The sequence below is a fragment of the Francisella sp. LA112445 genome (genome assembly GCF_012224145.1).
Taxonomy (GTDB): domain Bacteria; phylum Pseudomonadota; class Gammaproteobacteria; order Francisellales; family Francisellaceae; genus Francisella.
On sequence record NZ_CP041030.1, the window covers coordinates 560,282 to 585,377 of the forward strand.

Consider the following 25,096-nt stretch of genomic DNA (forward strand, 5'->3'; position numbering starts at 1 on the left):
GATTTTAATTAACAAATGGTAAAGTATGAAGAGATTTGCATTAATAGGAGCTGCTGGTTATATTGCTCCCAGACATATGAAAGCAATAAAAGAAACGAAAAATAATCTTTTGGCTGCCTTAGATCCTTTTGATTCTGTGGGGGTTATAGATAGTTATTTTCCAGAGGCAAGTTTTTTTAAAGAGTTTGAGAGGTTTGAAAGGCATGTTAATAAGTTACAGCATAGTAATAGTAAACTAGATTATGTGTCTATATGTTCCCCAAATTATTTACATGATAGCCATATCCGGTTTGCTCTTAGAAACGGCATGCATGCCATATCAGAGAAGCCCTTAGTTTTAAATCCTTGGACATTAGATGCTTTGGAGCTTGCAGAGAAAGAAATGGGCAGAAATGTATATAATATACTTCAGCTAAGGGTTCATCCAAGTATTATTGCTTTAAAAGAGAAAGTTGCTAACGCACCAAAAGGAAAAGTCTATGATGTGGATTTGACTTATCTTACAAGTCGGGGGAATTGGTATTATACAACTTGGAAGTCAGATGTTGAAAAGTCTGGTGGTTTAGCTAGCAATATTGGGGTACATTTTTTTGACATGCTATATTGGATATTTGGTGAAGTTAAACATAATGTTGTTCATATCCGTGAAGATGACAAAATGGCGGGCTATCTAGAGCTTGAGAATGCAAGAGTAAGATGGTTCTTAAGTATTGACTACGAAATGTTGCCAGAAGAGGTTAAAGTTAAAGGGCAAAGGACTTATCGCTCTATAACAGTCAATAATGAAGAAGTGGAATTCAGTGGAGGTTTTACAGATTTACATACTATGACATATCAAGGTATATTAGCTGGGAAGGGTTATAGGGTGTCAGATGCACGGGCTGCAATAGAAACTGTTTTTAAAATTAGACATACTGAAGCTATTGGTTTAAAAGGAGATTATCATCCATATTGTGATAAAGCTATCAAAAAACCGTTTACTAAATTTTCTAGGGATTTAATAAAAGAGTATATGAGGAATTAGATGTCTAATAAGTTTGTTCATGAATCAAGCTACATCGATGATAATGTATTTATAGGCGAGGGTACTAAAGTTTGGCATTTCTGTCATATTCATTCAGGTGCTAATATTGGGTCTAAATGTTCACTAGGACAAAATGTAAATGTTGGTAATAACGTTAAAATTGGTAATGGTGTTAAGATACAAAATAATGTTTCTGTATATGAAGGTGTCGAACTTGAGGATTATGTATTTTGTGGGCCATCGATGGTTTTTACTAATGACTTAACTCCTAGGGCAAAATACCCTAAAGGTAAAGAAGCATATAAGAAGACATTGGTAAAATATGGAGCATCAATAGGAGCAAATGCAACCATAGTCTGTGGTAATACTGTAGGTAGATGGGCTATGATAGCTTCTGGAGCAGTTGTGACCAAAGATGTTGTTGACTATGCTTTAGTTGCAGGGATACCTGCTAAGCAGATAGGCTGGGTTTGTGAATGTGGTAGTGTACTTAAAAACATAAATAAATGTGATAATTGTAATAGAAAGTATAAAATAGAAGATAATAAGCTGGTACAAATATAATGGAATTTAGAGACTTAAATGCACAATATAGGGCTTTAAAAAAAGAAATTGATATTGCTATTTTTAAAGTTTTAGAGTCAGGACAATATATTGGCGGAATTGAGGTTAAAGAGCTGGAGAAAGAACTAGCTGAATATGTCGGGGTTAAGCATTGTATAACATGTGCTAATGGTACGGATGCTTTGATTATTTCTCTTACAGCGTTAGGTATTGGCAAAGATGATATTGTTCTAGTGCCTGATTTTACATTTTTTGCATCTGCTGAATCTATAGCTTTTGTAGGGGCTAGGCCAGTATTTGTGGATGTTGATGAGCAGACATATAATATTTGTCCACAGAAAACTGAGGAAACTATTTTAGAGTTACAACAAAAAGGTTATGCAAGTCAAATAAAAGCTATAATGACAGTTGATTTATTTGGGTTACCTGCAAATTATCCAGAAATACAAAAAATAGCAGATAAATATAATCTGCTGATAATAGAAGATGCTGCTCAAGGTTTCGGTGGTAGTATTAATGGTCAGAAAGCTTGTAGCTTTGGTGATATAGCTACAACTTCATTTTTTCCAGCTAAACCTTTAGGCTGTTATGGTGATGGTGGGGCTATATTTACTAATAATGATGAAATGGCTAAATTTATTCGATCTTATGTTGTTCATGGTAAAAATGGTGATGATAAGTATGATAATATTCGTATCGGAGTAAATTCTAGATTAGATAGCATTCAAGCAGCTATTTTACGAGTTAAGTTAAAGGCTTTCAAAGATCGTGAATTAGATGTAGTAAATAAAGTAGCAAAAAAATATGATTTAGAGTTAAAGGGTAAAGGTTATCAGCTACCATATATTCCACAAGGATATATTTCTAGTTTTGCCCAATATACTATTAGGTTAGATTCAAAAGAGGCTAGAGATAATTTACAGAAAGAGTATGCTAATAAAGATGTACCAACTATGATTTATTATAATAAGCCGATGCATAAGCAAGGAGCTTTTAAAAATAAATTGATAGAGTTGGATTGTTTTACAGGTTCTCAAAATTTGTGTGATACTGTTTTGAGTTTGCCTATTAATTTGTATTAAATGTGTTTTATGTATAGTGATGATAAATTTGATTATTTAATTGTTGGTGCGGGGATTATTGGGATGACCGTGGCTTATGAATTGTTACAGAGAAACAAAAGCTATAATATCTTGATAGTAGATAAAGAGTCTGATGTGGGCTTTCATGCTAGTGGAAGAAATAGTGGAGTTTTACATGCGGGTTTTTACTATACAGCTGATAGTTACAAAGCTAAATTTACTGTTGAAGGTAATAAGCTTATGAAAAAGTTTTGCAATGAGCGTAATGTTCCTATTAACAATGTGGGGAAATTAGTCGTTGCTAATAATTCAAAAGAAGTTGAAGGTTTAAAGGAGTTAAAAAAACGAGGTGATATAAATAGAGTTGATCTATCACTTATAACAGATAATGAAGCAAAATCTATAGAGCCAAATGTTAATACATATAAGTATGCTTTATGGTCTCCAAATACTGCTTCTGTAGATCCTAAATTAGTATGTTTTACACTTAAACAGGATTTGATAGAAAAAGGCGTTAATTTTAGGTTTAATGTTGAGTTTCCTAATGTCAATTGTAAATATCGATTTCTAATTAATGCGGCTGGTCTGTATGCTGATAAGATTGCTAAGAGTTTTGGTCTTGCAAAAAATTATGTTTTAATACCTTTTAAAGGTCGATATTTTAAATTTATAGGAGATAGTCCAACTGTTGGAACTAATATATATCCAGTTCCTAATTTAAATAACCCTTTTTTAGGTGTTCATTATACAATCACTAGCTCTAGTGATGTGAAAATAGGTCCGACGGCTACACCAGTATTTTGGAGAGAGGGATATTCAGGGTTTAAAAGGTTTAAGTTAACTGAGTTCTTTGAAATATCATATTATATGTTAAAATTATTTCTAAAGAATAAGTTTGGGTTTAGAAAGTTAGCTTTGGAAGAATTAAAAAACTATAATAGAAAGTACTTTCAAAATAAAGCTAGAGTTATGGTTGTAGACTTTAAGTCACAGTTTAAATCTATGCCGGCAGGAATAAGGGCGCAGTTGTTAGATACAAAGACTCTCGAACTAGTGCAGGATTTTGTCATAGAAAGTACAAAAGACTCTTTGCATATTCTTAATGCAGTTAGTCCAGCTTTCACATGTAGCTTTGCTTTTGCTAAATATTTAGTTGATAAAATAGAAAATAAGGAATTAGGCGATTCAAAATGAGTAAATTAAAAGGTTCAAGAGTTTTGGTTATTGGTGCAGCAGGATTCATAGGAGGCTTTGTTGTCAAAGAACTTTTAAAAACGGAAGCTAAAGAGATTATTATTTATGATAACTTTGCTCGCGGTAAAATAGAAAATATATCAGAGTGCTTGGATGATCCTAGATGTTATATATTTCCCTATGGAGGAGATATAAGAGAGGTAGATATTTTAGATAAGGCTATGGAAGGCGTTGATTATGTATTTCATCTAGCTGCTATGTGGTTATTGCACTGTAAAGATTTTCCCAGAACTGCTTTCGATGTGAATATAGCGGGCACATTTAATGTACTTGAGGCTTGTGTTAAACATAAAGTTAGAAAGTTAATATATAGTTCTTCAGCATCCGTATATGGTGATGCTGTAGAGGTACCGATGAAAGAAGATCACCCATTTAATAATAAGAACTTTTATGGAGCGACTAAAATTTCTGGTGAGGCTATGTGTACAGCATATCATGATAGATATGGTTTAGAAGTGATTGGGTTGAGATATATGAATGTGTATGGCCCTGGTCAAGACCAGCATGCAGTGTATAGTGGTGTAGTACCTATAGTATTAAATAAGATTGATAGGAATGAACAGCCATCAGTAAATGGCGATGGATCTCAAGCATATGACTTTATTTATGTTGAAGATGTTGCTAGATGTAATATTGCAGCTGCTGAATCTGATACTAAATTTGGATATTATAATGTTGGTACCGAGGTTCAAACATCTATAAGAGAGCTTTGCCAAGTAATGTTGGAGCTTAAAAAATCTAACTTAAATATTAAATATATTCCTTATAGTGCGGATGATGCTAGACAGCTCGTGCAAAATAGAATTGGTTCGAGAGAAAAAGCTGAGAAAGAGTTGAACTTTAAATATAAGTATTCTCTTAGAGATGGATTACAAAAGTTAATTGATTGGCGTTTAGATAATGAGATAAAAGGTTAGAGATTATATGAATATTCCTATTACAAAAACAATTTTTGGTATTGAAGAAAAAAATGCAATTGTTGAACCTTTAGATACTGGGTGGGTTGTTCAAGGCCCAAATGTATCTAAGTTTCAAGATATGTTCGCGGAATTTACAGGATCTAGATTTGCTCATGCATCAAGTAATTGTACTACAGCGTTACATCTTGGCCTTGAAGCAATGGGTGTTACAAGGAATGATAAGGTTGTGGTTCCTTCTTTTACTTATATTGCTAGCGCAAATGCAGTTGAATATACGGGAGCAGAGGTGGTTTTTTGTGATATTGATTTAAGTACATTTAATATAGATGTAAAGCAACTTGAAGCTATAGTAAGTCAAGACTCTAATATTAAAGCTATTATGCCTGTTAATCTATTCGGTTTGTGTGCAAATATGCCAGAAATCATGAGATTATCAAAAAAATATAATCTAAGAGTTATTGAAGATAGTGCTTGTGGTTTTGATGGTTGGATAGGTAACAAGCATTCAGGAACATTTGGTGATTGTGGATGTTTTTCTTTTCATCCAAGGAAATCCATATGTACAGGTGAAGGTGGAATGTTAATTACTGATGATCATGATATTGCTAATAAAGTTTCTCAGATGAAAGATCACGGTGCTAGTAAGTCAGACCTTCAAAGGCATAAGGAGAGAGGAGGGTCATTACTTCCTGACTTCGCTATGAGAGGTTATAATTATCGTATGACAGACATGCAAGGAGCACTTGGGGTTTGTCAGATGAATAGGAAAGATTATATTATGAATGGTCGTCGAGAAGTTGCCAATAGATATGATCAAAGACTTGAGGGGATACAACAATTAATAACTCCACATGTGCCAGAAGGTTATAAGCATGGCTATCAATCTTATGTTTGTATTTTTACCCATGGAGAAGATATTACAAAGCTTACTAAAAAGCAAATAGATAGAATAAATATTAAGAGAAATGAATTTATGGAAAAGCTAGAAGCTAAAGGTATAGCTACTAGGCAGGGAACTCATGCAGTACATACTTTGAGTTATTATAAAGATAAGAATAATTTTAATGATAGTGATTTCCTTATGAGTTATGCTGCGGATCGATTATCAATTGCCTTACCATTATATGCGGGGATGACAGATGATGAGTTTGAGTATGTAATTTCAAGTATTAAAGAGGCTTTAAGTTAGAATATGTGTGGGATAGTCGGTGCACTTTCGCTAAATAATCCATGTATAAATGTAAATTATGCAAAACCTATGGCTGATAAGATAGCTCATAGGGGACCTGATGATGCTGGATATTTGTTTTTTCATACAGGTGAGAGGCATAGTAAGAAAGTCTCTTTTTATCAGAGTTTAACAGATACTCAGTTTGCTAATGTAGATGATATGCTTCCAACTATTGATTCACACTCAGCCCAAAGGGAGTTACATTCTCACGATTATGACTTATATATGGGGCATAGAAGGTTATCTATCTTAGATGTAAGTTATGCAGGGCATCAGCCTATGAGTGATTTATCCAGAAATATTTGGATAGCTTATAATGGTGAAATATATAATTTTAAAGAAATTAGAGTTGAGCTTGAAAAGTTAGGACATCGATTTAAGAGTCATACTGATACAGAAGTAATAATATATTCTTATATAGAATGGGGCATAGAGAGTATCCATAAATTTAATGGTATGTTTGCTTTCTCTTTATATGATAATAATATTAAGAAATTTTATCTTGTCAGAGATCGATATGGTATTAAACCACTGTACTATCACTTAACACCAGATAATACAATTATATATGCTAGTGAAATAAAGTCTATTTTAGAGTACAGAGATTATGAAACAGAAGTAGATAAAGAAGCACTTTTAGAATACTTTACATTTCAAAATATATTTACAAATAAAACTCTTCATAAAAATATTCAAATACTTGAAGCTGGACATTACATAGAGATTGATTTAAAAATCAAAGATTATAATAAAATACAATACTGGGATTTTGATTTTTCAGAAGAAGAGTCTATAAAAGATGAAAAAGCGTATGTAGAAGAGTTAGATAGATTATTTAGTCAAGCAGTTAATCGTCAGCTAGTAGCAGATGTACCGGTTGGTAGTTATCTAAGTGGTGGAATGGATAGTGGTTCTATATCTGCAATAGCGGCGAGTAAATTGCCATATATTAATACCTTTACTGTTGGATTTGACTTGAGTAGTGCTAGTGGTTTAGAAAGAAGCTTTGATGAGAGAGCAAAAGCGGAATACATGTCATATAAATTTAAGACAGAGCATTATGAGATGGTACTTAAATCTGGTGATATGGAAAGATGTATGACTAAATTTGCTTATCATTTAGAGGAGCCTAGAGTAGGTCAGAGTTATCCAAATTACTATGCTGCTAAACTTGCAAGTAAGTTTGTCAAGGTGGTGCTCAGCGGTGCTGGTGGAGATGAGCTATTTGCGGGCTATCCATGGAGATATTATAGGGCTGTAAATAATGATAGTTTTGATAATTATATAGATAAATATTATAGCTTTTGGAAAAGATTAATTCCAAATAAAGAGATACATAGTGTATTTGCTCCTATTATAGGAGATACACAAAATGTATGGACAAGAGATATTTTTGCTAATGTATTTAAAATACCTGTAAAAAATCAAACACCAGAAGAGTATATAAATCATTCATTATATTTTGAAGCAAAGACATTTCTTCATGGACTTCTAGTTGTTGAAGATAAACTTTCCATGGCTCATAGTCTTGAGACAAGAGTACCATTTCTTGATAATGATTTGGTGGATTTTGCTCAAAAAATACCTGCAAAATATAAATTAGGTGATCTACATAAGGTAATCAAGATGAATGAAAATGAAATAGGTAAAATGCAAAAAACAAGTGATGGCAAACTAATCTTGCGAAAAGCTATGAGTAAGCATATACCAGAAGACATACACAAAGCAGTAAAACAAGGGTTTAGTTCTCCTGATAGTAGTTGGTTCAAAGGAGAAAGTATAGAGTTTGTAAAAGCTAAACTATTAAACAATGATGCAAATATTTATAAATATATGGATAAAGATGCTACCCAAAAACTTATAAACGAACATTTAAGTGGTGAAGAGAATAGAAGACTATTTATTTGGAGCCTTTTGAATTTCGAAGAGTGGAGTAGTATTTATGCATAAGAAAATGTTAAAATTTTTCTTTAAAAAGAGGGAGATTATTAAGCTTAAATTTAATAGGGTATTACCATTTTGTGAATATATTAGTGATAGATGGGAGAAGGCTCGATATCTAGGGTTTGGAAAGGGGAGTAGTATTTATGACAGTGCAGTGGTTATCGGTGATGTAACAGTTGGAGAAAATACTTGGATCGGGCCTAATGTTATTTTGGATGGTAGTGGCTGCTTAGAGGTTGGCTCTAATTGTTCTATTTCTGCAGGAGTGCAGATATATTCACATGATAGTTTAAGTTGGGCAATAAGTGGTGGAGTAAAAAACTACAAATATGCTAAAACAGTTATTGAAGATAATTGTTATATTGGACCAAACGTAATTATTCAAAAAGGTATAAAAATAGGAAGAGGTTCAATTATTGGAGCAAACAGTTTAGTGAATAAAGATATTCCAGCTAATTCAAAAGCATTTGGTACTCCTATAGAAATAAAAGGAGGAGTAATTGAAGATAGATAATATACAAGTTTGCTCTAGATGCATTTATGATGAAAGAGTTGCATCTATAAAGTTTGATAAGGAAGGCGTATGCAACTACTGTCATCAAGTAGATAGATTATCTGATGAGTATGGGACTGGACAAGAAAAAGGGGAGAAAGAGTTTTTTAAAATTGTTGATAAAATAAAAAAAGCAGGTGAGAATAAAAAATATGACTGTATTATTGGGGTAAGTGGAGGAACAGATTCTTCTTACATGATTCATCTTGCTAAAAAATGGGGCCTAAGACCACTTGCAGTTCATTATGATAATACTTGGAATACAGCAATTGCAACAGAGAATATCCGTAAAGTATTAACAGCTCTTGATGTTGATTTATATACTCATGTAATCGATAATAAAGAGTCTGATGACATTTTTAAATCTTTTTTTTATGCAGATGTGGCAGAAATAGAAGCTGCGACTGATTTAGCTCTTGCAGAAGTAATGTATAGGGCTGCATGGAAATACAAAGTGAAATATGTGTTGGAGGGACATTCATTTATTACTGAAGGTATTACACCAGTAGGAAGAAACTACTTTGATGGCAGATATATCAAATTTATTCATAGAAAGTTTGGTAAGTTGCCTATGAAATCTTACCCTTTAATGACTTTTAATAGATTTTTATTTTGGAGTATGTTTGCTCAAATAAAAAAAATTAGACCTTTTTGGTATATAAATTATAATAAAGAAGAAGCAAGATCTTTCTTAGAAAAGGAATATGATTGGAAGTATTATGGTGGGCATCATTTAGAGAATAGGATGACTGCTTTCTTTCATGGTATTTATGCTCCTCATAAATTTAATACAGATTTTAGAAATAATACATTATCTGCATTAGTAAGAAATGGTAAAAAAGACAGGCTTGAAGCATGGGATGAGTACTCTAAAGAACCTAAGGTAGAAAAAGATTTATTAGAGTATTTTAAAAAGAGGCTTGATCTAACTGATGAAGAATATAAGATAGTGATGTCAAGAAAACCTAAAAGTTGGTTTGAATATCCAACCTATAAAAAAAGATTCGAATCTCTTAGACCGTTATTTAAAATATTAGCAAAGGCAAATTTAGTACCTATGAGTTTTTATCTTAAATATTGTTTTCCTATAAAAAAGGATGATAAAAAATGATTACAATAGTTGATTATGGAATGGGAAATTTAGGCTCAATAAAAAACATGTTTAAATATATAGGTGTTGAATCAGTAATAGAGAATGATCTTGACAAGATTAAAAATGCGTCGAGAATACTACTTCCTGGTGTTGGATCTTTCGATACTGCGATGAAAAAGATTAATGAAAGCGATCTAAAGGAAGTGTTGAATGAAAAAGCCTTGAAAGAACAAATTCCCGTCCTTGGTATCTGTTTAGGAATGCAACTTTTGACAAACTCTAGTGAGGAGGGTAGTTTATCTGGACTTGGTTGGATAGATGCAGAAACAATTAGTTTTAAAAATAAAATTGATAAAAAATATAGAGTTCCACATATGGGCTGGAATGTGGTTGAGCAATCTAATGATAGTTTGCTTACTCATGGTTTCGAAGAATTTGATGAGACTAGGTTTTATTTCGTACATTCTTATTTTGTCAAAGTAAAAAATGAAAATAACTCAATTTTAAAGGCGAATTACGGTTGTGAGTTTGATTGTGCAATTCAAAAAGAAAATATTTTTGGTGCACAGTTCCACCCTGAAAAGAGCCATAAATTTGGTATGAAGTTATTTGAGAATTTCTCAAGGATATAATATGTTAAGAACTAGAGTAATTCCTTCTTTATTATTAAAAAATGAAAGTCTTGTGAAGACAGTTAAGTTTAAAGAATATAATTATATTGGTGACCCTATTAATACAGTTAGGATATTTAATGAACTAGAAGTTGATGAGTTAATGTTTTTAGATATATTTGCTTCAAAAGAAAATAGACCGATTAATTTTAAAATATTGGCGGATATCGCCAATGAATGTTTTATGCCACTTAGTTATGGTGGTAATATTAAAAGTTTAAAAGATGCTAAGAAAATCTTTGAAATAGGTTTTGAGAAAGTTGTGATTAATTCCAATGCTTTTAATAACCTAAAACTTATAAAAGATATTGCTCAATACTTTGGAAATCAAAGTATAGTAGGTTCAATCGATGTGAAGAAATCTTTTTTTGGAAATGAAAAAGTTTATTCTTGTCATGGGAAAAAAAAACAAAATGTTGGCATTATTGAATGGGCAAAAAGACTTGAAAATGCTGGAGTTGGGGAACTTCTGATTACATCAGTAGAGAGAGAAGGAAGCTGGGAGGGGTATGATGTAAAACTTATTAAGAGCATAACAGAAAGTGTACAAGTACCAGTAATAGCAAATGGTGGATGTGGAAAAGTTGAACACATAGGTGAAGTTGTAAAAAGAGGTAATGCTTCAGCATGTGCTGTTGGTAGTATGGTTGTTTATCAAAAGAAAGGAATGGGTGTTTTAGTTAACTTTCCTGATAGGAAAGAATTAGAAGAGAGTATAAAATAATGAGTGATTTTACTTTTGATTATTATAAAAAAATTTTTCAAACAGCATTAGATAGTGATTATCAAGTTATAACACTAAAGGAATTTTTTAGTGAAGAATATGATAAAAATAAAAAAATAGTTGTAAATAGGATAGATGTAGACGTTAAGATAGATCGACTTAAAACTATTTATAAAATATTTAAAGAATTGAATCTGAAAGCTAGTGTATATGTAAGGCTACATGCACCAAATTATAACTTATTATCTATTGGGAATATTAAAATAATGCAAGAATTGATCTCTATTGGATGTGAAATAGGACTTCATACAGAATTAGAGGATATAGGAGGATATTGCAATATAAATAAAGTAAAGTTATTAAAACAAGAAATAAAGTTGTTTGAAACTTTATTTGATATAAAAGTTTACGGTACAGCGTCACATGGTGATATGACACACTATAATAATCTTGATTTCTGGAAAACTCATAGTTATAGCGATTTTGGACTATTATATGAAGCTTATGATAAACAACTATGGAATAATTGCAGATATGTCAGTGATAGTGAGTGGACGAGATGGAAAGCTTATGAAAATGGCAGGTTGCTAGGAAATGATAGAAGAACACCTAGCGAGCATATAATTGAAGATAAACCAAAAGTATTACACATTTTAACACATCCTGAAAGTTGGTATGAGGGCTACATCTATGAATAATATAACGATTGAATCATCAAAGATAATCGAATTACTTATAGATAAGAATTTATATGTAAGAGATAATAAAGTCATAAGTAATTGTAATATGCTTACAGATTTGGAGAATACTACGAACACATCCATAAATTTTATAAGAAAATCCAGCTATGATTTATCATTGTTAAAAAGTAGTATTGTTTTAGTTCCAATTGATTTTAAAGATGTATCAAATGAAAAGAGTCTTATTTATACAATAAATCCACAGCTAGCAATAGTTTATGTAGTTAATAGCTTTTTTTCAGATAAGGTGCTGAATACAATAAGTGAAAAAGCATCGATAGATAAAACAGCTAAATTAGGGAAAAATATAAACATAGGAGATAATGTAGTAATTGGCAAAAATTGCATCATAGGAGATAATACTTATATTTATCCTAATTGTGTAATTTATCCAAATACTGTTATTGGTTCAAATGTAATTATTAATGCAGGTGCTAAAATAGGTCAGGAAGGATTTGGATATATCAAAGATTTAGATGGGAAATATATACAATTTCCTCATATTGGAAAAGTAATAATAAAAGATAATGTCGAGATAGGCTCAAATAGTTGTATAGATAAAGGAGCTTTGTCAGATACTGTCATAGGTGAGAATACAAAAATTGATAATTTATGTCATATTTCTCATAATGTAAAAATTGGTAAAAATTGTTTAATTGTAGCAAAAGCAGAAATCAGTGGAAGTACATCTATAGGTGATGATGTTTATATAGGACCAAATGTATCAATAATTGATGGCATTTCAATAGGTCATAATGCCGTCATTGGAATGGGTGCTATTGTAAGAAGTGATGTGAATGATAGAAGTACTATTGTACCTTTTGAAGCTTTTGAGAAAAGAGATTATATTAAAAAATTAAAGGTTTTAAATGGTGAATAAAATACTTATAGAAGAGATTCAAGAGGGAATGGAGGTTAGCTATAGTCAGACGATCACCGATGCAGATGTAAAAGCTTTTGCAGGAATCTCTGGCGATAGAAATCCTGTGCATATGGATGAAGAGTATGCTGGGAACTCAAGATTTAAAAAACGAATAGCTCATGGGATGCTTTCCGCTTCATTTTTCTCAGCATTATTTGGTACTAAAATACCAGGGGAAGGTTGTGTGTATGTTGCTCAAAGTTTACAGTTCAAAAGACCTGTATATCTTGGAGATACAGTAGTGGCAACTGTAACAGTTACAAAAGTAGATTTAGATAAAAGAAGAGTGTTTTTTAGAACAACTTGTAAAGTAAAAAATAAAATAGTGATAGATGGAGAAGCGGAACTTTATGTTCCAAAAGAGAAATGAAAATTGCATTAATAGACAATATGAATAATAATTTTTTTGCTTTTGCAAGATATTTAAGAGACTCAGGGTTAAATGCAGTTGTATATGAAATTCCAAATTCTTCTATGAATCATTTTAGTTCTCAGTCTGATACATTTTATGATGTAAAGAAAATAAACTGGATTAAAAAATTTCCAGTTGATATTAATAATAAAAACTGGCTCTTTTTTGAAAAAGAAAAGATAATTGATGAATTTGCAGATTATGATCTTATAATTTCATGTGGTCTTAGTAGTGCTTATTTAGAAAGGGCTGGGCTAAAGTCAGATATTATAATTCCTTATGGTTCAGATTTGTATATGATACCATTTAAGAAGATCAAATTTTCATTATCTTTATCTTTTATAAGAAGTTTATTTTTATTTTCTCAGGCGAGATATCAAATTAAGGCATATGAAAATAGTAGAGTATTGATAACTGATAATGGATATGAACTTTATAGAAATGCATTAATAGATTTAAATTTGCGGGCACTTAACCTAGGTATTCCTATGCTTTATAGTAAGGAAGATTTAGACTCAGATGAGAATATGAAGATTTGGTCTTTTTTAGATAAGTATGATTTTATAGTTTTTAATCACTCTAGGCAATATTGGTGTAGTAATATTGATGAGTTGGACGACTTTAGTAAGTATGGTGGAGCAAAAAGGAATGATAAATTAATTAAAGCATTTGCCAGGTTTATTAAAATTACAGCTTTTTCAAATCCAATATTGGTTTTATTTGAATATGGTCCTGATGTGGAAAGTTCAAAAAAATTGGTTAACAAACTCGATATAAGTAAATATGTCGTATGGATGCCTGTTATGGATCGCAAGAATACTATGTATGGTTTATCAAAGGCTACTTTTTCTTCAAATGCTTTCAGGGAGAGTAAAACAGATATAGGAGGAGTATGTTATGAATCACTAGCTGCTGGAACTTTAAATCTTAATAATTGTATTGAAGCTATTGAAAACCCTGAGCATAAATTCTTTAATTCCCCTATGATACACGCATTATCAGATAATGATATCTTAAAGATTTTTCTTGATTATGAAAGCAGTCCGCAAAAGTATAAAAAAATGAGTCAAGTTTCAAAAGAGTGGTTTGAAGAGAATTTAGGAGTGGGTTTGGCTAAAAAGTATGTAAAGCTTATTAAATTATTAGTTAAGAACAGAAAACTTACTCAAAATGATATTGAAGTGAGGAGTTTATTTGAAAAATAAGATTAGAAATATTTTTGCTAATGATCTATTGAAGAAAGGTCTTAGTGATAGTAAATATTATATGATAGCAAATTTAGGGAGTAAAGCTTTAGGGTTTTTAGTTATACCTTTATTAGCTAGAAATGTAAGTATTGAAGATTTTGCTAATTACGATTTATTTTTAGTTATTTCAGGGTTTATTCAGATTTTAGTTACTTTAGGAATTGATAGTGGTATTGCAATACTAATGGCAGAATCAAAAAATGATTTCCTCAGACTTTCATTTTATTATGTTTCTACTCTTATTATTAGTATACTATTTTTATTAGTATTAATGCTTGGTGTAAATAGTGTATTTTTTTTCTCTGATAAGTTTTTTTCATTAAATCAGCAGATGTGGTTACTGATAGGTATCTATGTATTATTTTGTATAATTACATATCATACGTTCAATTTTTTAAGGTGGCAAACAAAGGCTAGAAGTGCGGCTTTTTTAAATCTATTTACATATATTTCAGGGGCAGTCATTGGTGTTATATTATTGTTTTTTAAGAAAGAAGTAACTTCATATATTTATGGTTTGATAATAGGTGGCTTTTTAGGCAGTTTAATAGCTCTTATCATATCAAAAGAATATATAAGAGCTTTCAAGATATTAGATAATTCAAAAGTTTTATTAAAGGACCTATTCAAATTGTCTCTACCTTTTGTTCCAAATTATATAGGTAATAATTTGATGCAAATGTCAGATAGAGTAGTGATTCTCATGTTTTTTGGAAAGTATGAATTAGGTTTATATGCAGCCTTAATGAGGTTTGCGCAAATACCCCAGTTTATTCTAACAACGATAACGGGAGGATTTTTGCCTGTGATGTATAACAATTATACAAGTGAAAAAGGAGTGAGATTAATTAGGAGTCTGTTTCACTCATATATTAGTTTAATTCCATTATTATTCTTATCTTGTTATTTCTTATCTGATTATCTTATTTTAATCTTTACAGGGAAAAAGTATTTGTTATCTGCATATTTATTGCCAATAGCGGTTACTTCTGTTCTATTTGTTAATGGTACCCAATGTGGAGGGTTTGGTTTCACTGTTAAAAGAAAAACACATATTATAGCTTATGTTACATTTTTAAGTTTGATTATTAACTTTATATTAAGTGTTATTTTAGGATTGAAGATTGGGTTGGCTGGTGTAATACTAGGAACATTAGTAGCAGGTATAATAAGAACTTATATTCATATGAAGTATTCTGAAAAATTACATCATTTTGGTTATAGCTTTAAATATTTATTATTTATTTCGATCCTAGTATTAATGTTGTCATATTTTAGTATTTTAGGGAATTTGTGATGTGTGGTATTGCTGGTTTTTGTGACTTTAGTAAAAGGTCAGATTTTGAAACATTAGTTAAAATGACGGATGCTCTTCATCATAGAGGACCTGATGATAGCGGATATAGTTTTTATAAAAGTGAAATTACTAATTTGGGTCTAGGACATAGAAGGCTTTCTATATTAGATCTCTCTGCTCATGGACATCAACCTATGAGTTTCCAGGATTTGGAAATTATTTTTAATGGTGAAGTATATAATTTTAATGAGGTTGCAGAGGAACTTAAAAAAGATGGTTACGTTTTTGATTCATATAGTGATACAGAGGTATTATTAAAAGCTTATCATAAGTGGGGTATAAAAGCAGTTGATAAGTTTAATGGTATGTTTTCAATAGTTATTTATGATAAAAAATATGAAAAGTTAATCTTATTAAGAGATCGTGCTGGAGTAAAACCTTTTTATTATTACTCTAATGATGGGTTAATTATGTTTGCGAGTGAATTGAAAAGTTTTCATGAACATCAGTGTTTTAAGAAAGAAATAGATTTAGATAGTGTTGCTAGATTTTTGCAGTTAGGATATATTCCTGAACCTTATAGTATTTTTAAAAACACCTTCAAACTGAAAGCTGGACATTATGCTGAACTTAATTTTAAAACTCAAAAACTAGTAGTGAAAAAGTATTGGGATGCTATAGATTTTTATAATATGCCTAAACTTGATTTATCTGAGACTGAAGCTATTTTAGAAACAGAAAAACTATTGCAATCTGCTTTTGAGTATCGAATGGTATCTGATGTTCCCGTAGGTGTATTTCTAAGTGGTGGATATGATAGTAGTGTTGTAACAGCTCTTCTTCAACACGAAAGAAAAGAGAGGCTAAAAACATTTACAATAGGTTTTTATGAAGATAAGTATAATGAGGCTCCTTACGCAAAAAGAGTCGCTGAGTATTTAGGTACAGATCATACTGAGCATTATTGCTCAATTAAAGAAGCTCTTGATATTTTCCCCCAGCTAGTAGAAATATATGATGAGCCTTTTGGTGATGCATCGGCAATTCCTACAATACTTGTTAGTAAAATAGCTGAAAGTAAAGTTAAAGTAAGTCTTAGTGCTGATGGTGGCGATGAAATATTTGGAGGTTATGGGAAATATCTATCTAATTTAGAGAGACAATCGAGGATTATTTCAAAATTTAAATTCTTAGGAGATAAAAATATAAATAAAATAGCTAGTTTCATTCAAGGTAAAGGTTTGACAAAAGATATATTTTTTGAAAATAAAATTGCGAAGCTATCTTTTGAAAATAGCATTGAATTGCAAAAACTTATACCATATTTCTCTACTCCTATTTCAAATGAGAGGCTAATAAAAGGTTACAAATACCAAAGAGTTAAATCAAACTTTGATGATATTTTTAAGCTGAATAGTACTCTTGACTCTTTTGATAAGATGTTTGCGATAGACTACAAAACATATATGAGTGACGATATTCTTCATAAAGTAGATAGAGCTACTATGAGTGTAGGCCTTGAAGGTCGTGAGCCATTGCTAGACTATAGAATCATAGAATTTGTATCAAGACTTCCAAGTGGAGTGAAAATAAAAAATGGTAATACGAAGTGGCTGCTAAAACAAGTTGCGTATAGATATCTTCCTAAAGAAATAATGGATAGACCTAAAATGGGGTTTGGAATTCCAGTTAATGAATGGTTGAAAAATGATCTTAGAGATTATGTGGAGGAGTATTTATCGGAAAAATATGATGATATTTTTTATGGAAAAGAACTGGAGAGAATAAAAAAATTATTTTTTGCAGATAGACTAAATTATGCATTTATTTGGAATATAGTAATATTCCAGATGTGGTATAAACGATGGATGATAAAATAAATAAGTTATTTAATAAGATCTCTTGTTTAAAAAGTTTTTTAAAAAAATATACTTATAATGTTGCTTAAGTTATTATAATCAACTAGATGAGCATAATACAATATTAAAGTATATGAAGTTAATGTGAGATTAATAGTTTTGTATGAAGACAATTATAAGAAAATTAAGTGGTGAAGAGTTTTTATTTAATGATCTAGAAGTTATCAAGATCTTATGTATTATATTTATATTTTTATCGCTATTTTTTGCATTTTTTGATATTGAGGTATTTATTTTAAACTTATTATTATTATTTTTGACGTTGCTTTTTATAAAAGATAGATCTTTACTGAAATTAATAACTTTAATTTTACTGATATATTCTGTAAATAATGCATTACAATACTATCTACAAATAGATGCTTCTATTTATAAGCCTATTTATTCTGATGAAACATTTTTTTATAAAGTTTATAGGTTAAATAGCTTTAGTTTTGAACAGGTTTTTAATAGTGTAGGAGACTCTAGCTCCCCATTAATTATTTATGTAATGAGTACTATATCATTATTTGTAGAAACTCTCGGTGGGAATGTGAGTATATTATTTCTAAAGCAGATAATTATAAGCATAAGTGTAATAAATATTATTTTTGTTTATAAGATAATTAATTTTTATTTTAATAAAAATGACTCATTTAAGTTAGCACTAATTTATTCTTTGCTATCTTTCCAATTTGTTATTTCTACATTATTATTAAGAGATCAATTTGTTGCTTTGAGTTTTTCTATGTTTTTCTATTTATATCTTAAAGAGAATTCTTGGAAGCCTTTATTATTTATGATTTTAATTATAGTTGCTTCATTCTTTATGAGATATCAAACGGGCCTTTTTTTAATAGTATTTTTATTAGGATATATGTTTAATTTTTTAAGAGTCAAAGCATTATTTTTTTTCCTCTTAGTATTTAGTATCGTTTTGTATTTTAAAATAAGTTGGATCATAGGTTATTTAAGTCCTAAAATAGAAGGCTATTCTAATTTGGTTCATCTACAAGCAGCTCCTGACTCATTAGGTAGAGTTTTATATGACTTACCATATGGTTTAAATTACTTAGTGCTTAGTTTTTTCTCTCAAATACAACCATTTCCTGTTTGGGCTATTCTAAATAACTCATCAATGAATTTTATTTTCAAGATTAGTTATATATTGTCAAGTGTGTTTTGGTACTTTGTTTTTATGTCTCTTCTATTTGGTATTCTTCGTTATAAGTTATTATTTAATCTTGATAAGAAATTATTAACTTTACTGCTTATTTCTTTTTTATATATAGCATTAGCGTCATCTATGGCAAGTGATATTAGAAGACTTTATATAGTTTATCCTATATTTTTTTTGTCAAGTAGTTATTCTTATATTTTTCTTATTAAGCGTAAAAAAAATTATATGTTTTTTGCAGTTCTTTCATATCTATTTTTAATTTTTGTATATTTATTACTAAAGTTATTGGTATTTTGATATGGGAAAAATTAAATTACTATTCGTTTTGCCTACTTTAAATATAGGTGGTGCAGAAAAAGTAACGGTAAATATTATAAATAGTCTGGATGTTAAAATATTTGATATACATCTAATTGTAATAGATAATAGGTATAAAAACTTAGAGACTTTAATAAATCAAAATGTAAATATAAAATATTTAAATATTATAAAGACAAGAAAAGCTTTTCTTAAGTTGGCTAAGGAGATTTTACTACTCAAACCAGATATTGTTTTTAGTAGCCTAAATAGAACAAATATATTAGTTTTACTGATTAATATTATATATAGATCTTTTAAAGTGATTATCCGAGAGCCAAGTATGCCTTCTGTTCAAGTACGTAATGGATACATGTCATCAAAGATGAAATTTATAATCAAGCTTTTATACCCATTTGCCGAAAGAGTTATTGCTCAAACAGAGTATATGAAAAGAGATATTGAAATGGCATATAAAATAGATGCAAAGAAAGTGATTGTTGCTAGTAATCCAATAGATAAAGTATATATACAAAAAAGCATATGTACGGAAAAAAATCCGTTTGAAGAATATAGAGCTAGGATTAATTGTGTATATGTTGGAAGACTAAGTGATGAAAAAAATCCTTTATTTTTAATAGAAGCTTTTAATAAAGTTATTAAGGAAGATAAAAAATTTCATCTATACATTATTGGAGATGGATATTTAAAAGAGGATGTTTTAATAACTATTAAGGCATTAAGAATTGAGAAAAATATAACGATGTTAGGTTTCAAAGACAATCCTTATCCATATATAAAGTATGCAGATATGGTTTTGTTATGCTCTAAATGGGAGGGTATGCCAAATGTTGTAATAGAGTCTATGTTTTTAAATACTCCTGTAGTATCAACTTTGTCAACATTAGCATTAAGTGATTTGGTTGTTCATGGACAAACAGGCTACTTGGTAAAAAAATATAATATAGACGATTTTTCAAAAGCAGTTTTAGATTTTGACCAATTAGAATGTAAATTTACAGATTTCGAAATGTTCGATTTTAATAAGTTTTTTACAAGTATTAAAAATTTATAGATAGGCGGGTTAATCTATATGGGCTTATAGATGGTTAATTATGTGGGTAAATTGATCTTTAAATTTTAGTCAAAGGAGTTGTTTCATATGTGTGGAATTCTTGGTTTTATATCTGGTAATGATTTTGATGGTGAGTCATTGATTAGCACGTTTAAAAATTCTTTAAATGTAATTGATCATAGAGGCCCTGATGATAGAGGTGTTTTTTTTAATAATAAAGTAATTTTTGGGCAAACAAGACTAAGTATACATGACTTGAGTGATGCTGGACATCAACCTATGATATGTAAACAAACAGGTGTTGTTCTAATTTATAATGGAGAGATTTATAATTTTAGGGACTTAAGGAAAGAGCTTGAAAGTAAAGGAGCTACTTTTGAAAGTGACTCTGATACTGAGGTTTTACTAAAAGGTTATACTTATAATGGTTTAAATATTATAAACCAAATAGATGGGATGTTTGCTTTTTCAATTTATGATCCTCGTACTAATATGGTTTATATTGCTAGAGATAGAGTTGGAATAAAACCGTTATATTTATATAAATATAAAGATACTATAACTTTTTCCTCTGAGATAAAAGCATTAAAACATTTTTGTGATAATCGATTAAATATAGTTGATTTACAAGGATTATCAGAATATATGTGGTATGGAAATGCTTTAGGGAGAAATACTTTATATAAGAATATTAAGAAAGTATTGCCAGGATCTTTCATATCTTATAATCTTAAAACAAAAGATCTACAAGAAAAAATATATTTTGGATACTCTAATATTCAACTAAATAAAACTATTTCATTTGATGAGTCAAAAGATAAGATTAGGCAATTATTAATAAAAGCTGTAGGGAAACAGCTCTCTAGTGATGTTCCGATAGGAGCTCTTTTAAGTGGAGGTATTGACTCTTCATCAATAGTTTCTATAGCATCAAGAGAGTATGGGTCTAAGCTCAATACATATACAGCTAAATTTGATTTTGACATTAATGGATCATCAGAAGCTCCAATTGCTGCTAGGTTAGCTAAAGATCTTAGTACAAATCATAATGAAATATATATTAAAGGAGGAATGATACCAGAACTTCTTGAGAGTATGGTAGGTATCCATGATGAACCTTTTGCAGATGCTGCAAATTTGCCATTATATTTGATATCTAGAGAGTTAAAAAAGGATGTAACAGTTGTTTTACAGGGAGATGGAGGTGATGAGATCTTTGCTGGTTATAATAGATATATGATGTTATCACAATATCAAATGTATACTTGTTTATCTAAAGCTTTAAATCCTTTAAAATTCATTTTAGCTAGATTTTCAGGATTAAATTCAAAACTTAGGATTTTAGACATCTTTAATAACAATGATCTTTACATGAAGATGGCGCTATTGCTTACTACAGAAACTATTAAAAACTGCCCAATTAAAAGAATTTTTAATAATGATTTTATTAGAAAGATCAATTTTGCTGTAAATCCTTTTTTAGAGTATGAAAGGTCTCTATCAAATGTTAATAATAATCAAGATCTAATAAATAAAATGCTCTTTGTAGATATGCAAAATATACTTCCAAATACATTCTTAGAGAAAGTTGATAAGCCCACTATGTCAAATAGTATAGAGGTTAGAGTCCCCTTTCTTGATCATGATTTAATGGATTTTGCTATGTCTATACCAGGAGACTTTAAGGTTAAAAAAAGAGATAAAAAATTTCTTTTAAAGTCTTCGATGAGGGGACTAGTGCCAGATTATATATTAGATGGACCCAAAAAAGGGTTTAGTGTACCCTATGCTTATTGGCTTAAAAATGATTGTAGAGATATTTTATATTATTATATAGATTATATCTCTTATTATTATGCAGAGATATTTGATAAGAATAAACTTCTTTCATTAGCAAATGATCATTGTGCAGGAAGTTTTGATAACGGCTTTATCTTATGGAAGTTCTTAAACCTTGCTATATGGTTAAAAAAAGAGAAGGTGTTTATATGAAATTAGTTATTGTAGGTCCATCACCGAGTAGTGATGTTAATCAGCATGCAGGTGGACAGTTAACTGCAGTTAGGCTACTTAAAAAGGTATTAGACGAGCAGAATACTTGCTATAAAATTGTAGATACGTCAAAAAATAATTTTCCTAAGCCTAATTTTTTTATACAAATTATTAAATCGCTCAAGAATATGCTTTTTTATTTCTATTTAATAATCTTTTATCGTCCTAGAGGCTGTATTATATTTGCAAGTTCTGGTTATAGTTTTTTTGAAAAGTCTTTATATGCATTGATTTCCAGAACGTTTAGAGTTAATACTATTTTGTCAGTTCGTTCAGGACATTTTATAGATGAATGTCAACATTCTAAAATTAATTCTATAAGAAATATATTTTTGAAATTTCCAAATATTATTATAGCTCAAGGTACTGATTGGAAACGCTTTTATAGTGAAAAATTTGGTCTGAGCAGTAATGTGGTAATTATTCCAAATTGGGTTGATATTGAAGAGTCAAATGGTGTAGAAACACGCTCTTTTATTGGCAAAGATAATGAGTTTATTAAGGTATTGTTTTGTGGTTGGATGGTTGAAAAAAAAGGCGTTTTGGACCTCCTAGATGTTGCTATTAAGTTAAGTAATAAAAATATTCAATTTATCTTTGCAGGAGGGGGCACTTTATATGATTTTACTAAAGAAAAAGTGAAGTCATTAGGTTTGTCAGATAGTATTAAAATACTAGGGTGGCAATCTAAAGAGCAATTAGATGTACTTTATAACGACGCTGATATATTTGTATTGCCTTCATATGCGGAAGGTTTTCCTAATGCTGTATTAGAGGCAATGTCTTTTAAGTTGCCAATTATTGCAACAAAAGTAGGAGCAATACCTGACTCTGTAATAGATAATTTAAATGGTTTTTGTATAACTCCAGGTGATTCTGAGCAATTAGAACAAAAAGTATTATTTTTGTCTAGTTCAAAATTAGTTAGATTAAAATTTGGTCAAAAATCATATGAGTTACTTAAACAAAATCATGATTTATATAAGAATATATCTAAATTATTAGTTCTTTTTGAGTAATACATTTTTTTACAATTTTAAGAAGCCTATAGATTTTGCGAATAAAAAATTATCTAAGCGCTAGCTAAAGCTACAAATCCAAGAAAAGTAGCTCAAGTTTTATCAAATCTAAAGGAAACCTTTCTAAAATGCTTAATTCTGGAAAAAAGTTCACAATCAAAAGTCTTTATTTATATATATGCCAATTGATATTATAGTTTTCTCTAGTAGGAATTATAGGCTTATTTATATTTTTTCAAGGAATTTTATGTTCTCTTTAGAAAAAAATGTTTAATCAGCAAAAATATAAGCTTTTCTTATCCCCTATAAAAGTTCTTGCGAAGGTAGAGTATAATGAACATTACCCGTGGTTATTATGAATCTCACAGGATTACTAAAGCATCTGAGAAGGATTGCTCTTTGTTGTTAGACCACCAATACTTATAACTAGTACAATTAACTTGATTATCATTTATTTCATAGTCACTAGCACATGCATGTGTTTTGACAGATAGTGAACCTATCATAAACTATTGTGAATCAATATTTGAAACAAGAGTCATTAAATCATTCCAGATTCCTTGTTTAGTCGAATATCTATAATGCCTATGCATAGCTCTAATATTGTACTATACTCTTTATGAAAGTATTTCCATTGAGCACCTTTTTAGAATATAAAAGATTGCTTCTATAATTTTTCTAAGCTTGACTGTGTCTTATGTATGTAAGTCTTTTTGATTTGTAAGAAAAGTTGAAATTTTTGACCAATTTAATTCTGATATACAATATTCCATATATATTAAGTGTATTATTTCTTTCGCAAAACTATTTAAATATACTTAACATGTTTATACAAAAAAATTGTTAATTAGCCAATGAAAATTTCATCTGTTCTAAATTGGTTAACTACCTAAAATAAGTAATTAGTAAATATCTGTAAATTCTTATCTCAACAATTACATTAATACAAATATTAGGTTCTGTGCACAAAAATAAATTCTCATCGAAGCCAAATAAAAGTACAAGCTAATTTAATCATACCCAGATATGCTGAAATGGTTTTATCAAACCTAGAAAATACTCTTCTAAAATGCTTAATTTTAGAAAAGAAATTCTCTATCAAATGTCTTTCTTTGTATATTTGAATATCAAAATCTATAGGGTTTATAGTATTTGATTTGCAGGGAATAACAGCTTCAGAGGATATATTTTGAATATGTTCTCTAATTTCATTAGAGTGATATGCTCTATCAGCGATAACTTTTGTATTATATACCTTCTGTAGTAGGTCTATTGCCACTTTACTATCATGAGTTTTACCTTCTGACAGTAATACTTCCAGCGGGTTGCCTAAAGCATCGGTCATAGCATGAATCTTGGTGGTTACTCCACCAACTGATCTACCAATTGCTTGGTTATCATTCTTGTCATATCCTGTAGCACAGGCATGTGCTCTTGCTATCGTTGAGTCAAGCATAACTTCTTGTAAATCAGGATTTTGCACTGACTTAAATAATTTAGAGAATATGTCTTTATCACACCAATCCTTAAAACGCTTATGTATTGATCTATATTTACCATAATAAAATGGTAACATTCTCCATTGGTAGCCTGTACGTAATACATAAAATACTGCTTCAATAAACAGTCTTAATTTGTCTTCATCATTGGTATGTATACCTTTTTGTGATTTTAAGAATAATAAAATACTTGACCAGAATACTTCTTTTATATGATAATGCATTTGCTAAACCCTTGGTATTTATTGTCTTTCAACTTCTAAATAACAACGGTTTAGCTATTTTCAATCTAATTTAGCTTTTTTTGTGCACAGAACCTAATGAATTAAGAAAATAATATAAAATTTTCTTGTAGTTTTTTATGAATTATAATTAGTTTTAATCTGTATCAAATCTAG

The 25,096-nt window shown here is 29.9% G+C and carries 23 protein-coding genes; 21 read left to right on the forward strand and 2 right to left on the reverse strand.

The genetic code is table 11. The annotated features are described in order from the left end of the window. Positions 1-25: 25 nt before the first annotated feature. From FIP56_RS02760 to FIP56_RS02860, 21 genes are all read left to right on the forward strand, one after another. On the forward strand, positions 26-1,024 hold the full coding sequence (locus FIP56_RS02760; RefSeq protein ID WP_192577444.1) for a Gfo/Idh/MocA family oxidoreductase: 999 nt from the start codon (positions 26-28) through the stop codon (positions 1,022-1,024). Further along, positions 1,025-1,588: an acyltransferase gene (locus FIP56_RS02765; RefSeq protein WP_192577445.1), complete on the forward strand. Its 564-nt coding sequence runs from the start codon at positions 1,025-1,027 to the stop codon at positions 1,586-1,588. Then, positions 1,588-2,670: a DegT/DnrJ/EryC1/StrS family aminotransferase gene (locus FIP56_RS02770; protein ID WP_192577446.1), complete on the forward strand. Its 1,083-nt coding sequence runs from the start codon at positions 1,588-1,590 to the stop codon at positions 2,668-2,670. The genes FIP56_RS02765 and FIP56_RS02770 overlap by 1 nt, the downstream gene beginning before the upstream one ends. Beyond that, positions 2,671-3,864: an FAD-dependent oxidoreductase gene (locus FIP56_RS02775; protein ID WP_209451854.1), complete on the forward strand. Its 1,194-nt coding sequence runs from the start codon at positions 2,671-2,673 to the stop codon at positions 3,862-3,864. Continuing rightward, a complete protein-coding gene (locus tag FIP56_RS02780; protein WP_192577447.1) occupies positions 3,861-4,841 on the forward strand; it encodes an NAD-dependent epimerase/dehydratase family protein in 981 nt (326 codons plus the stop codon). The genes FIP56_RS02775 and FIP56_RS02780 overlap by 4 nt, the downstream gene beginning before the upstream one ends. Positions 4,842-4,848: 7 nt before the next feature. Next, on the forward strand, positions 4,849-6,033 hold the full coding sequence (locus FIP56_RS02785) for a DegT/DnrJ/EryC1/StrS family aminotransferase (RefSeq protein ID WP_192577448.1): 1,185 nt from the start codon (positions 4,849-4,851) through the stop codon (positions 6,031-6,033). Positions 6,034-6,036: 3 nt separating this feature from the next. After that, a complete protein-coding gene (gene asnB / locus FIP56_RS02790) occupies positions 6,037-8,025 on the forward strand; it encodes an asparagine synthase (glutamine-hydrolyzing) (RefSeq protein ID WP_192577449.1) in 1,989 nt (662 codons plus the stop codon). Next, positions 8,018-8,533, forward strand: a complete 516-nt coding sequence (locus FIP56_RS10395; RefSeq protein WP_192577450.1) for an acyltransferase — start codon at positions 8,018-8,020, stop codon at positions 8,531-8,533. The genes asnB (FIP56_RS02790) and FIP56_RS10395 overlap by 8 nt, the downstream gene beginning before the upstream one ends. Beyond that, the gene (locus FIP56_RS02800; RefSeq protein ID WP_209451855.1) at positions 8,520-9,683 is read left to right on the forward strand and encodes an N-acetyl sugar amidotransferase; all 1,164 of its coding nucleotides are present in this window, start codon (positions 8,520-8,522) and stop codon (positions 9,681-9,683) included. The genes FIP56_RS10395 and FIP56_RS02800 overlap by 14 nt, the downstream gene beginning before the upstream one ends. Beyond that, positions 9,680-10,297 carry an imidazole glycerol phosphate synthase subunit HisH gene (gene hisH, locus FIP56_RS02805; RefSeq protein ID WP_192577451.1) on the forward strand — a complete coding sequence of 206 codons (618 nt, stop codon included), beginning with the start codon at positions 9,680-9,682 and terminating at the stop codon, positions 10,295-10,297. Before FIP56_RS02800 ends, hisH begins: the two co-directional genes overlap by 4 nt. A gap of 1 nt (position 10,298) precedes the next feature. Beyond that, positions 10,299-11,060, forward strand: coding sequence for an AglZ/HisF2 family acetamidino modification protein (locus FIP56_RS02810; RefSeq protein ID WP_192577452.1), 762 nt, complete (start codon positions 10,299-10,301; stop codon positions 11,058-11,060). Continuing rightward, entirely contained in the window at positions 11,060-11,758 is a 699-nt protein-coding gene (locus FIP56_RS02815) for a hypothetical protein (RefSeq protein ID WP_192577453.1), read from the forward strand. Before FIP56_RS02810 ends, FIP56_RS02815 begins: the two co-directional genes overlap by 1 nt. Further along, complete coding sequence (locus FIP56_RS02820; RefSeq protein WP_192577454.1) at positions 11,751-12,680, forward strand: UDP-3-O-(3-hydroxymyristoyl)glucosamine N-acyltransferase; 930 nt, start codon at positions 11,751-11,753, stop codon at positions 12,678-12,680. The genes FIP56_RS02815 and FIP56_RS02820 overlap by 8 nt, the downstream gene beginning before the upstream one ends. Beyond that, complete coding sequence (locus tag FIP56_RS02825) at positions 12,670-13,092, forward strand: MaoC family dehydratase (protein ID WP_192577455.1); 423 nt, start codon at positions 12,670-12,672, stop codon at positions 13,090-13,092. Before FIP56_RS02820 ends, FIP56_RS02825 begins: the two co-directional genes overlap by 11 nt. Next, positions 13,089-14,339, forward strand: a complete 1,251-nt coding sequence (locus FIP56_RS02830; protein ID WP_192577456.1) for a hypothetical protein — start codon at positions 13,089-13,091, stop codon at positions 14,337-14,339. The genes FIP56_RS02825 and FIP56_RS02830 overlap by 4 nt, the downstream gene beginning before the upstream one ends. Continuing rightward, a complete protein-coding gene (locus FIP56_RS02835; RefSeq protein WP_192577457.1) occupies positions 14,329-15,678 on the forward strand; it encodes an oligosaccharide flippase family protein in 1,350 nt (449 codons plus the stop codon). Before FIP56_RS02830 ends, FIP56_RS02835 begins: the two co-directional genes overlap by 11 nt. Beyond that, positions 15,678-17,558, forward strand: coding sequence for an asparagine synthase (glutamine-hydrolyzing) (gene asnB / locus FIP56_RS02840; protein WP_192577458.1), 1,881 nt, complete (start codon positions 15,678-15,680; stop codon positions 17,556-17,558). Before FIP56_RS02835 ends, asnB (FIP56_RS02840) begins: the two co-directional genes overlap by 1 nt. 142 nt (positions 17,559-17,700) lie before the next feature. Beyond that, on the forward strand, positions 17,701-19,053 hold the full coding sequence (locus FIP56_RS02845) for a glycosyltransferase family 39 protein (RefSeq protein WP_192577459.1): 1,353 nt from the start codon (positions 17,701-17,703) through the stop codon (positions 19,051-19,053). Position 19,054: 1 nt separating this feature from the next. Further along, complete coding sequence (locus FIP56_RS02850) at positions 19,055-20,128, forward strand: glycosyltransferase (RefSeq protein ID WP_192577460.1); 1,074 nt, start codon at positions 19,055-19,057, stop codon at positions 20,126-20,128. 87 nt (positions 20,129-20,215) lie between these two features. Then, positions 20,216-22,120, forward strand: coding sequence for an asparagine synthase (glutamine-hydrolyzing) (asnB, locus tag FIP56_RS02855; protein ID WP_192577461.1), 1,905 nt, complete (start codon positions 20,216-20,218; stop codon positions 22,118-22,120). Then, positions 22,117-23,199: a glycosyltransferase family 4 protein gene (locus FIP56_RS02860; protein WP_192577462.1), complete on the forward strand. Its 1,083-nt coding sequence runs from the start codon at positions 22,117-22,119 to the stop codon at positions 23,197-23,199. The genes asnB (FIP56_RS02855) and FIP56_RS02860 overlap by 4 nt, the downstream gene beginning before the upstream one ends. A 362-nt stretch (positions 23,200-23,561) precedes the next feature. On the opposite strand, the gene FIP56_RS02865 is transcribed toward FIP56_RS02860, so the two are convergent. Together FIP56_RS02865 and FIP56_RS02870 are read right to left on the reverse strand one after the other, a co-directional pair. Next, positions 23,562-23,705: a hypothetical protein gene (locus FIP56_RS02865; protein ID WP_192577463.1), complete on the reverse strand. Its 144-nt coding sequence runs from the start codon at positions 23,703-23,705 to the stop codon at positions 23,562-23,564. Positions 23,706-24,178: 473 nt separating this feature from the next. Beyond that, the gene (locus FIP56_RS02870) at positions 24,179-24,922 is read right to left on the reverse strand and encodes an IS5 family transposase (RefSeq protein WP_192577464.1); all 744 of its coding nucleotides are present in this window, start codon (positions 24,920-24,922) and stop codon (positions 24,179-24,181) included. Between the last annotated feature and the right edge of the window lie 174 nt (positions 24,923-25,096).

Bases quoted from the DNA above. Each gene is read 5' to 3' on its own strand.
- FIP56_RS02760 (WP_192577444.1), top strand. From the start codon at position 26: ATGAAGAGATTTGCATTAATAGGAGCTGCTGGTTATATTGCTCCCAGA.
- FIP56_RS02765 (WP_192577445.1), top strand. From the start codon at position 1,025: ATGTCTAATAAGTTTGTTCATGAATCAAGCTACATCGATGATAATGTA.
- FIP56_RS02770 (WP_192577446.1), top strand. From the start codon at position 1,588: ATGGAATTTAGAGACTTAAATGCACAATATAGGGCTTTAAAAAAAGAA.
- FIP56_RS02775 (WP_209451854.1), top strand. From the start codon at position 2,671: ATGTGTTTTATGTATAGTGATGATAAATTTGATTATTTAATTGTTGGT.
- FIP56_RS02780 (WP_192577447.1), top strand. From the start codon at position 3,861: ATGAGTAAATTAAAAGGTTCAAGAGTTTTGGTTATTGGTGCAGCAGGA.
- FIP56_RS02785 (WP_192577448.1), top strand. From the start codon at position 4,849: ATGAATATTCCTATTACAAAAACAATTTTTGGTATTGAAGAAAAAAAT.
- asnB (WP_192577449.1), top strand. From the start codon at position 6,037: ATGTGTGGGATAGTCGGTGCACTTTCGCTAAATAATCCATGTATAAAT.
- FIP56_RS10395 (WP_192577450.1), top strand. From the start codon at position 8,018: ATGCATAAGAAAATGTTAAAATTTTTCTTTAAAAAGAGGGAGATTATT.
- hisH (WP_192577451.1), top strand. From the start codon at position 9,680: ATGATTACAATAGTTGATTATGGAATGGGAAATTTAGGCTCAATAAAA.
- FIP56_RS02810 (WP_192577452.1), top strand. From the start codon at position 10,299: ATGTTAAGAACTAGAGTAATTCCTTCTTTATTATTAAAAAATGAAAGT.
- FIP56_RS02815 (WP_192577453.1), top strand. From the start codon at position 11,060: ATGAGTGATTTTACTTTTGATTATTATAAAAAAATTTTTCAAACAGCA.
- FIP56_RS02820 (WP_192577454.1), top strand. From the start codon at position 11,751: ATGAATAATATAACGATTGAATCATCAAAGATAATCGAATTACTTATA.
- FIP56_RS02825 (WP_192577455.1), top strand. From the start codon at position 12,670: ATGGTGAATAAAATACTTATAGAAGAGATTCAAGAGGGAATGGAGGTT.
- FIP56_RS02830 (WP_192577456.1), top strand. From the start codon at position 13,089: ATGAAAATTGCATTAATAGACAATATGAATAATAATTTTTTTGCTTTT.
- asnB (WP_192577458.1), top strand. From the start codon at position 15,678: ATGTGTGGTATTGCTGGTTTTTGTGACTTTAGTAAAAGGTCAGATTTT.
- FIP56_RS02845 (WP_192577459.1), top strand. From the start codon at position 17,701: ATGAAGACAATTATAAGAAAATTAAGTGGTGAAGAGTTTTTATTTAAT.
- FIP56_RS02850 (WP_192577460.1), top strand. From the start codon at position 19,055: ATGGGAAAAATTAAATTACTATTCGTTTTGCCTACTTTAAATATAGGT.
- asnB (WP_192577461.1), top strand. From the start codon at position 20,216: ATGTGTGGAATTCTTGGTTTTATATCTGGTAATGATTTTGATGGTGAG.
- FIP56_RS02860 (WP_192577462.1), top strand. From the start codon at position 22,117: ATGAAATTAGTTATTGTAGGTCCATCACCGAGTAGTGATGTTAATCAG.
- FIP56_RS02865 (WP_192577463.1), bottom strand. From the start codon at position 23,705: ATGATAGGTTCACTATCTGTCAAAACACATGCATGTGCTAGTGACTAT.
- FIP56_RS02870 (WP_192577464.1), bottom strand. From the start codon at position 24,922: ATGCATTATCATATAAAAGAAGTATTCTGGTCAAGTATTTTATTATTC.